This is a genomic window from Halomonas sp. 3D7M (assembly GCF_014897885.1).
In the GTDB taxonomy this organism is placed as follows: Bacteria; Pseudomonadota; Gammaproteobacteria; order Pseudomonadales; family Halomonadaceae; genus Vreelandella.
The window spans coordinates 97505-107815 of sequence record NZ_JABUZF010000264.1; the positions used below are offsets into that span (position 1 = coordinate 97505).

The 10311-nt window shown below is 47.4% G+C and carries 7 protein-coding genes; all 7 read left to right on the plus strand.

Annotated elements, in window-relative coordinates:
- Nucleotides 1-635: IMP dehydrogenase (locus INT22_RS21390; RefSeq protein WP_226912858.1), on the plus strand; the 635-nt coding region annotated here is incomplete at its 5' end.
- A gap of 96 nt (nucleotides 636-731) precedes the next feature.
- Nucleotides 732-2309, plus strand: a complete 1578-nt coding sequence (guaA, locus tag INT22_RS17505; protein ID WP_120387289.1) for a glutamine-hydrolyzing GMP synthase — start codon at nucleotides 732-734, stop codon at nucleotides 2307-2309.
- 317 nt (nucleotides 2310-2626) lie between these two features.
- Complete coding sequence (locus tag INT22_RS21395) at nucleotides 2627-3367, plus strand: hypothetical protein (protein ID WP_226912859.1); 741 nt, start codon at nucleotides 2627-2629, stop codon at nucleotides 3365-3367.
- Between the two features lie 74 nt (nucleotides 3368-3441).
- Nucleotides 3442-6933: an ATP-binding protein gene (locus INT22_RS17510; RefSeq protein WP_226912860.1), complete on the plus strand. Its 3492-nt coding sequence runs from the start codon at nucleotides 3442-3444 to the stop codon at nucleotides 6931-6933.
- Between the two features lie 362 nt (nucleotides 6934-7295).
- A complete protein-coding gene (locus INT22_RS17515) occupies nucleotides 7296-9425 on the plus strand; it encodes a hypothetical protein (RefSeq protein WP_193068650.1) in 2130 nt (709 codons plus the stop codon).
- Between the two features lie 2 nt (nucleotides 9426-9427).
- Nucleotides 9428-10057 carry a RelA/SpoT domain-containing protein gene (locus INT22_RS17520; protein ID WP_193068651.1) on the plus strand — a complete coding sequence of 210 codons (630 nt, stop codon included), beginning with the start codon at nucleotides 9428-9430 and terminating at the stop codon, nucleotides 10055-10057.
- On the plus strand, nucleotides 10054-10311 hold a 258-nt coding region (locus INT22_RS21400), incomplete at its 3' end, for a hypothetical protein (protein ID WP_226912861.1). The genes INT22_RS17520 and INT22_RS21400, both read left to right, overlap by 4 nt.

Genomic DNA, 10311 nt, shown 5'->3' on the forward strand with positions numbered 1-10311 from the left:
CCGGCGCTGCCGCCAAAGCGCTGGCTGAAGCGGGCGCAGACGCCGTTAAAGTGGGCATTGGCCCCGGTTCTATCTGTACCACACGTATTGTGGCAGGCGTTGGTGTTCCGCAAATCACCGCGGTGTCTAACGTGGCAGAAGCGCTCAAAGAGTTCGATATTCCGCTGATCGCCGACGGCGGCATTCGCTTCTCGGGTGACTTAGCCAAAGCCATCGCCGCTGGCGCAAGCGCCGTGATGGTCGGTGGCCTGCTGGCCGGTACCGAAGAAGCGCCGGGTGAAGTTGAGCTTTACCAAGGCCGTACCTACAAAGCCTACCGTGGCATGGGCTCCATGGGTGCCATGTCTCAGAACCAGGGCAGCGCCGACCGCTACTTCCAAGATAAGAGCGAAGGTGCCGAGAAGCTGGTGCCGGAAGGCATTGAAGGCCGCGTACCCTATAAAGGCATGATGGGCGCTATCGTTCACCAACTGATGGGCGGCCTGCGCGCTTCCATGGGTTACACCGGCTGCCGCAGTGTTGAAGAAATGCGCACCAAGCCGGAATTTGTACAAATTACCAGCGCTGGCTTTAACGAATCCCACGTTCACAACGTGCAGATCACCAAAGAAGCCCCCAACTACCGGGTGAGCTAACCAGCACGTTTAGTTAAATGGCGCGGCGGGCATTGCCCCGCCGCTTGCTTTTTGGCCTTAACAGCGGCACCCACACCGCTTAACCGAGACCCCGCCATGAGTGACATTCACGCCCATAAGATCCTGATTCTCGACTTCGGCTCCCAGTACACCCAACTGATCGCCCGCCGTGTGCGTGAGATCGGTGTATTCTCCGAAATCCGCGCCTTCGACATCACCGAAGAAGAAATTCGCGAATACAACCCGAACGGCATCATCCTGGCCGGTGGCCCGGAATCGGTGACCGAGTTGGATTCCCCGCGAGCACCGGCGTGCGTGTTCGAAATGGGCTTGCCGGTGTTTGGTATCTGCTACGGCATGCAGACCATGGCCGAGCAGCTTGGCGGCAAAGTGGAAGGCTCTAACCAGCGCGAATTTGGCTACGCCCAGATTCAAATCGACGGCGACACCCCGCTGTTCAAAGACATCAAAGACCACATCGATACCGACAGCGGCAAAGGCCTGCTAGACGTATGGATGAGCCACGGCGACAAGGTCTCTCAGGTGCCTGACACCTTCACCGTGACCGCTTCCACGCCGAGCTGCCCGATTGCCGCCATGGCCTGGGAAGAGAAGCAGTTCTACGGCGTGCAGTTCCACCCCGAAGTGACCCACACCCTGCAAGGTCAGCGCATTCTTGAGCACTTCGTGCTGGATATTTGCGGCGCTGAAAAACTCTGGACGCCTGCACAAATCATCGAAGACCAAGTGCAGCGCGTACGCGAGCAAGTGGGTGACCGCCATGTACTGCTTGGCCTTTCCGGTGGTGTCGACTCCTCGGTTGTGGCGGCGTTGCTGCACAAAGCCATTGGCGACCAGTTGACCTGCGTATTCGTCGATAACGGCCTGCTGCGCAAAAACGAAGGCGACCAAGTGATGGAAACCTTCGCCAAGCACATGGGCGTGAAGGTGATCCGTGTCGACGCCGAAGAGCTGTTCCTCGGCAAGCTGAAGGGCGAAAACGACCCGGAAGCCAAGCGCAAGATTATCGGCAACACCTTTATCGACGTGTTCGATGAAGAAGCCAGCAAAATCGACGGCGTCGACTTCCTGGCCCAGGGCACCATCTACCCGGACGTGATTGAATCCGCCGCCTCTAAAACCGGCAAAGCGCACGTGATCAAATCCCATCACAACGTCGGTGGCCTGCCGGAAACCATGAAGCTCAAGCTGGTCGAGCCGCTGCGCGAACTGTTTAAAGACGAAGTGCGCAAACTCGGCCTCGAACTTGGCTTGCCCTACGATATGGTCTACCGCCACCCGTTCCCTGGCCCCGGCCTGGGCGTGCGCATTCTGGGTGAAGTGAAGAAAGAGTACGCCGACATCCTGCGTGATGCCGACGCCATCTACATCGAAGAACTGCGCGCCGCCGGTTGGTACGAAAAGACCAGCCAAGCCTTCGCCGTGTTCCTACCAGTTAAATCGGTAGGTGTCGTCGGCGATGGCCGCCGCTACGAATGGGTCATCGCGCTACGCGCGGTCGAAACCATCGACTTCATGACCGCCCGCTGGGCGCACCTGCCCTACGAGCTGCTGGAGAAGGTATCCAACCGGATTATCAATGAGTTGGAAGGCGTTTCGCGGGTTACTTATGACGTGAGCAGCAAGCCGCCTGCTACTATTGAGTGGGAGTGATCCCGCGTTCGGCATAGACCAGTAGTGATTGGCAATAAACACTCCGGAAGCCCGTGTATATGCGGGCTTTTGTGTTTTGGCGCTGGTAAATTCGGAGCGCTCTGAATAACCAAGAAGGATGTGTCTGTGTCTGTAGTGCTCAATGATCCTGTACAACGATTTATAAACTTGTAGGTGTCGTTACTCCGCGTCATTGAGTGGCTTTCTATATAGTTAATGCGTTTCAATGAGTTGGGTTTTAAAGAGGCCGAGGCTGTAACAGAGGATATTAGATACGAGACTGATCAGTACACAGTTCAGAGGTGGCATTAGCAATAATGATAAAAAGAACCTTTAAAAACATTCCTGATGGGAAAATTACTGAGGCTGACCAGCAATCATTCTTGGTAGGCTTGGGCTGGGCCCGAGGCGTTACATGGGATGAGCTGCTGCATTCAAAACGTGTACTGATAATTTCAGAGGCAGGGGCAGGAAAAACCTACGAATGCCGTAAACAGTCCGAGAGCCTTCGGGCTGCTGGAGAACCTGCATTCTTCGTTGAATTGGCGGCGTTGGCAACAGAAGACCTTCGCAGTCTGTTAGATGCAGATGAAGAAGCCCGGCTGGACGCTTGGCTTGCCTCACAGTCTGAGGTGGCGACATTTTTTTTGGACTCGATTGATGAGCTGAAATTGACGATGGGTTCGTTTGAGCGCGCGCTCAAACGTCTGAAAAAGTGTATCGGAGGTCAGCTTCATCGGGTGCGGGTTGTCATCACGACACGGCCGATCCCCTTCGACGAACAGTTGGTCCGAAATGTGCTGCCTGTTCCTCTGGCGCCGACTTACGACTCCGGTGAAGAGGCATTTGCGAAGATCGCAATGCGAGAGCATCAGGAGCAACACGACAACAGAAGCAAAAATCAATCGCCCGATTGGCGGTCTGTAGCTTTAATGCCGCTATCGGACGAACAGATCGTCGATTTTTGTCGACACCAGGGAGTGAGCGATCCTGATCTTCTTTTGAGGACTTACGACGTCGCAATGCCCTTGAGTTTGCACGCAGGCCTCAGGACTTAATTGAGTTGTGCGCAGACTGGCGTGAGCATAAACGTATTCGAACACATCGCGATCAGGTTGCTACGAATGTTCGCGTGAAGTTGCTTCCTCGTGAAGACAGGCCTGAGCCGGCGGAATTGTCTGTCGACAGGGCGATTGAGGGAGCTAGCCGGCTCGCGCTCGCAGTTCAGATGACGCGTCGTCTAACCATTCGTCATAGTGCCGCGTCCGACGCTGTTGACAATGAGGCTGCTCTCGACCCCGCGATCATCCTCTCCGATTGGCAACCGAACGAACGAAAAGCACTGCTGGAGCGTCCGTTATTTGGCTTCGCTTCTTATGGCCGAGTGCGCTTCCATCATCGTTCTGTTGCCGAGTATCTTGCCGCGGAACGGCTAATAGCTTTTCGAAGGCAAGGTATGCCGTTTCGAGCCCTTAAACGTCTTCTCTTTGCGGAGACGAAAGGTAGCACAATCGTTCGCCTGTCCAAACGGCCAGTGGTGGGATGGTTGGCCTTACAAGTACACGAGATATTTGAACTGTTGCGGGACAATGAACCTGCTGTGCTTCTAGATGAAGGTGACCCTGAGTCGCTAACGCAAACTCAGCGAAATCAAGCTCTTCACGCCTACGCAGAGCGCTACGGCCTTGGTGGATGGAGAGGCCTTAAGGTGCCTCACATTCAGGTCCACCGCTTTACATCTAACGAGTTGGCAGGAGAAATCGACAGGATTTGGCGCAGTGGAGTGGTAGAGAATCCGGATGTGCGAAAAGTCCTCATCAGCCTCATCGAGGCGGGTCGCATAGAAGCTTGTGCTGACATCGTATTCGAGATCACTCAGGACATTGCAGCAACTACGGTCGAGCGCATAATGGCTATCGACGCCTTAATAGCCCTTGATGACGAGAGATTAGGCACAATTGCCGCACGTATAGCGGATGCTGACGATCTCTGGCCCGATAGAATATCGCGTGGTGCCGTGCTGAGTCTTTTCCCAAAATATATGTCGGTTGAAGAGCTTTTTCGGGCGCTTCGATGGCTAAAGCGAGAGAAGCGGAGGGCAGGAAGCCTTAACTGGCAACTTCCGCGCCTAATAGCTGCATCGGCCTTTGAGCCCTCTGTCCTCGAGGAGCTTCGTGATGGCCTTCTTGCTCTAATCTCAGAGGGGCTAAAATGGAAAAAGGAGTGGCCACATATCACGAGCGATCGACCGGATCTCATCGGGTCACTTGCCGCAACCTGTGAGCGCGGCCTCAATATAAGCCAAGACGAGCAGTGGCTATATGCTGGTGTAATCGCATTGCGATTACACCAAAGGGACTATGGTGACGATGATCCGATCAAACCGCTTCGCGAAAAGCTAAGTAATCTGAATGCAGTAGACAGTGCGCGTCTTTTCTGGGTTATGGATGGTTTGCTGCAGTCGCTCCATGAAATCAAAGATCCTTGGAGACGGTTCGCAGAGATAACTGTTTATGATGGACCAGTTCAGCTAAGACCAGACCGGGATCTGACTTGGGTGAGCGAGGCGCTTGGAGACACGACCCGGGATGCGGGTGAACGCGCAATGCTCTTGGAGGCAGCCATCAGCCTGTCGCCGGATCGTGATACATGGAAAGAACACGTTGAGGGACTGAGGCCTCTCATAGAGGATGAACCTTCATTCGTGCAAAGGCTTGACGACTGGCTGAAGCCATCGAAGCACGACAAAGAACATCGTCGCAGGGAAAAGAGGCAGGCTGAAAGAAATAAGCAAGAAGAGCGGCGAAAGGCAAAGAACCACGCGAGCTGGGTTCAGTTCTGGCGAGAGGTTGCCAATCAGCCTGAAAACGCATTTTCGACAGAGCAGAGCTGGAACACTGCTTGGAACTTGTGGCGCACAATGAGTCACGATGGTGAGGACAGTCGATCGTCAGGCTGGAACCGGCGATTCATTGAAGAGCAATTCAATCAAGAAACGGCCGACAAGCTTCGCCGGGCGTTGATGAAAATCTGGCGTGATGACCACCCAACTTTTCCTAGCGAAAGGCCCGAAGGAAAACGCAATACATTTCTTGTACGTTGGCAGCTTGGTCTGGCCTCGATCTACGCCGAAGCGGAGGACCCTGACTGGGCAACTAAACTCAACGATGCCGAAGCCGAGCTGGCCGCGCGGTACGCTCCGATTGAACTGAACGGCTTGCCTCAGTGGATAGAAAGTCTCGTAGACACGCATCCAAACGCTGTGGAGCGGGCGCTTGGAAATGAACTGTCGTGGGAACTGAGCCAGCCGCTAGGTGAGCATGGACATTCAGGCCTGCTTCAAGGAATTGGTTACGCGCCTGAGAGAGTAGCGAGACTATTTCTTCCACGGCTGGAATCTTGGTTAGATGCCGGCGGGGAGCAGATCAATGGCGCCGACAACGCGACTGGGATGACCGAAAGGCTTCGGCAGGTCACACGGATTATCTTGAAGCATGGGGATGCGTCGGAAATTGAGAGACTTCGAGAACGGGCACTCCAAAGATTGGAGCAACAATTGCCGTTTGCGCTGCGTATTCTTTGGTTGTCGACCTTGATGCGAATTGATCCGCAGGCGGGTGTCGAAAAGCTGGCTGATCAGATCGAGATAGTTGAACCATCTGAAAGATCAGACGCTGTGACATGGCTGGCTAGCCTCTTTGGGGATCGCCAAGACGGAATTGGGTTGGGTGACGAACGCTTCACGCCGCAATTACTGCTGCGGCTGCTTCGCCTGGCCTATCGACACGTTCGAATACAAGACGACGCGCACCACGAAGGATCCTATTCACCGGACACTCGCGACGACGCGGAACAGGCACGTAATAGCATTGTAACGGCATTGTTTAACTCGAAGGGCGAGGAGGGCTTGGCTGCCAAACTCGAGATGGCCGCAGATCCTTTGTGCGCTCATTTCAAGGATCGGATTTTGGCTGTGGCAGAAGAGAGTTGGGCGCAAGAGATTGATGCTGAAGCATTTGATGAGGCTCAAACGATAGCACTTGACCGAAGCGGGGAAGCGCCTGCCTCAACGAATGAAGCCATGTTTGCGATTATGAAGGATAGGCTGTCGGACCTGGACGACCTTCTTCTCCGTGATGCGTCACCGCGAGAGGCTTGGGCAGGGATATCAGACGAGAGGGTCATGCGTCGAGAAATTTCGCGCGAGCTGAGTCATGCTGCGAACTCGATCTACACTGTGGACCAGGAGGCTGTTACAGCTGACGAAAAGGAAACTGATATACGTTTGCGTTCTGTTCTTTCTAAGCATGAAGCTGTGATTGAACTAAAACTTGGTGATCGGCGCACAGCGACAGACTTGCGAGATACAATAGAAAATCAGCTTGTTAGGAAGTACATGGCAGCAGAGTACAGTAAAGCTGGAGCATTACTGGTGACTCTTGCAAAAGATCGTCAATGGCAACATCCAGATGAAAAGCGCATGATCAAAGCGGATGAGTTGTTGTCGCTGCTGACTGCAGAGGTTGACAGAGTGCAACAGGCTTTGGGAGGTGGAACTTACATATATGTACACCTTCTTGATCTGCGTCCTAGGTTGCCTATTGAGTCTCAGGTTACGCCTTGAATGTTCAGATAGGTCCTGATTATCGACTGTGTTACTTAGGTTGGTGATTTTTCTGTGTGGTGTTTTTTATGGTCTTTTGCTTTAAGTGGTTTGTATAGTATTGAAAAATAAAGGTTTTAAGTGGCTATATATAATTGAGTGGGAATGAGGTTGTTCGATAGCTCGGTATACTAACCCCGTCGAAAGGCGGTTTTTTTTGGATTTTTTATTATTGGAGCTTACTATAAATTTCAATGTTACGATAAGATTACTGTGTTTCTATTTTCTTTGCTTGATTCTGTGTTGGTTATAGTGCCCTGAGTTGATATCTAGACACGGAGCAATATAAACTTATATTTTTTATTCGTTTAATGAGGCCAAGAATGCAGCGCAATAAAATAATATCTCTTTTTGAAAAATATGGTTTTTCATATAACTCAACGGCTTCAAAAGAGAGTTTTTTGGCATTTACATTTAAGTCCGGTTTTTTTCATAACGCTGAAATTGTGGCAATTGGAGCAAAAAATGAAACATCTGAAACAGAAATGGAGCTTGTTGCGAGTCAACTTCAACGAATGGGATATTCGACCAAGAAAACATATTATCAAAATTATGAAGATATTGAAAAAAGTTTGTTTGATGGGTTTTTTAATACAGAAGAGTGGAGGAAGAAGATTAAAAAAGAGTACCGTTTACATTGTGATAAAATATTAAGTATTCTGCCTGATGGAGCTGGTTGTTATAGTTATATTAAAGCCCCGTTTATAAAAAATGGCCAAAAAGGCGAAGGTGGTATAGTTGAAGATATATGTGCTTCTATAAACAAAAGCGGCCCAAAGTTGATAATTATAGAAGCGCCCGCAGGCTTTGGAAAAACATGTACGTCTTATGAAATAATTAATTCTCTCTCTAATAATGTTAATGCTCCAATCCCATTTTTCACAGAGTTTTCTAGAGATAGGCAGGCTAAAGTTTTTAGCCATATCTTTATAAGAGAGGTGGATAGGTCTTTTAGCTCTGTTAACTCTAATGTTGTAATCGAAGAGGTTAAAGAAGGAAGAGTTGCTGTTGTATTAGATGGATTTGATGAGCTTCTGCATGATAAGAGCTCATCTGCGGATAGAGTAATGAATTTTGACAATGCTGAGCCGATGCTGGAAACAATAAGTGAGTTGTTGGTTAAAAATTCTAAGGTGATATTAACGTCAAGGCGTTCGGCAATATTTGATGGTGAAATGTTTAATGAGTGGTTAAAGCGTTATGATGAGAAGTTTACTATTGATCGATATAGAATTGAAAAGCCTGAAATAAGTGATTGGATTCAGTTCGATAGGCTTCAAAAACTTGAGAGTGTTGGCATAAATTTAGAAAAACTATCAAACCCTGTGCTTTTAAGTTTTATCAGGTTTTTGGACTTTGATAATTTTGAAAAACTATGCTCTCAGCCTTCTACGATAGTAGAGAAATATTTTGCTTCCATGCTTGAACGCGAGATGGAAAGACAAGAGATAAGAATGAGTATTGAACAGCAAACATCTCTATTGAGTATAGTTGCTGGAGATATGTGTGAAAAAAATTATACATCTGACTCAAGGGAAAAAATTATTAATGTTATAAAAGAGCGTGGTTCTGATCTTTTGGATGCAGTCAGGTCATCGTATAGTCCAAAAGAAAGGCCTACTTTGGACAAGTTGGCTACTACTCTATCTAATCACGCCTTTTTTGATAGAAGTAATCAAGGGGATAATAATATTGAGTTTGTAAATGAGTTTGTGTTTGGTAATTATATTTGTGAGAACATAATTCATGTCGATGATGAGTGGATGGCTAGCGATGAAAGATTCGTAGAGCCAGCTGTTTTCTCATATGTTCCTAGAGATGAAGATAGTAAAGCATTTCTCTGGGATAGACTTTCTTTTATGAAAGAATTTCTGGATAGTTCCTCTCGGATGAGGTGTGAAAGCCTTCTTTTAGGCAATGTTTCAGAAAGTAATTATGACCAATGTGAGATTACTTCCCTTGTTTTTAAAGATGTTTCATTTTTTGAAAAAGGCTCTATAGAAGATAGCGTTTTTAATGAGTGTATTTTCAAAGGGGCATCCTTTGATTTTAATAACTTTAATAATGTAACCTTTTTGAGTTGTAGCTTTTGGGATTGCACGTTTGTTGATGGCTTAGATAAAGTTTCTTTGAGTTTTTATAATTGTAAAGATAATAATGAGTTTGTTGAGTCATTAGATAAAGTTTCTGATGGAAATGAAAGTGATCTAAGTATTGGTGTGGATTATTACATTTTTTCAAAAATTTGGCCAATGGGTAGTCAATCTATGGAAAGACTTCATTATTTCACTAAAAATCTTTTTCATACTGAACTGTTTAGCAGGAGAGAAATCATAGCTGAAATTAAAAGGCTTAAAAGGGACGGTTTGTTAGAAGAGGCTAAAGATTCAAATTTCATTGCTATAAATAAAGCAAAAATTAGTGAGATTAAAAATATTTTAGGGAGGGAGTGATCTTGTCTTTTTTTAGTGTAGATGGCCTTAGGAAAGAAATTGAGTTAGATATTTCATCTCTGTTAAATTCGATGGGGATTATGTATAGAATGTTTTCAAGGGTAAAGAGTGAAGAGTCTATAAAGGCTAAGCTAAGTGGGAATTCACTTTATGGTGTTTCGAAAAAAATGCAGGACTATATCGGTGTTAGGGTGGTTCTTTACTTCAATGATGATATAGGAATTGTTAGAAAGGCTATTTCTTCTATTTATGAAGAAAAAGAGAATGATGCAAGTATAGATGAGTTTAAAGAGGACGAGTTTAGGCCAGTGAGGTTTAATGTTGTCTATGAAGTGCCGAGCCATTTGACAGATAGCATGGGGTTGGAAGGCTTTGAGGATAAAGTTGATAATACCTTTGAATTGCAAATTAGAACAATTTTTTCTGAAGGATGGCACGAGGTAGAGCACGATTTAAGATATAAATGTAAAAGTGATTGGGAGGGGTTAGGGATTCAAAGTAGAAAGCTAAATGGTGTTTATGCTGCTTTAGAAACAAGCGAGTGGACAATGGTTAAATTTTTGACGAGCTTGCTTATCATCATTATAAAGAAAAAGATTGGTCAGCTATGCTTCGACAGAAGCTCAGAATGAGGATTTTAAATGATAGTGTTTCTAAAGAAATACTAAGCGTTCTAGATGATAAGGAAGTGGCCAAAAAGTTTTATAGAGTTGATAGGAATGAACTCATCGATAAAATGAGTGAATTTGGTTATCGTCACCCACTAAGTTTGGATAATATAATTTATTTCATGAATATATTTTTTGTTAATAATGAAAATTTCAGAGAGCTTACGCCTCAAATAATGTTAGAGGAATTCGAGGCGGTGATTTTCAACCCAGTTGTC

Excerpts from the sequence above, each read along its gene's own strand:
- guaA (WP_120387289.1), top strand. The coding sequence starts at position 732 with ATGAGTGACATTCACGCCCATAAGATCCTGATTCTCGACTTCGGCTCC.
- INT22_RS21395 (WP_226912859.1), top strand. The coding sequence starts at position 2,627 with ATGATAAAAAGAACCTTTAAAAACATTCCTGATGGGAAAATTACTGAG.
- INT22_RS17515 (WP_193068650.1), top strand. The coding sequence starts at position 7,296 with ATGCAGCGCAATAAAATAATATCTCTTTTTGAAAAATATGGTTTTTCA.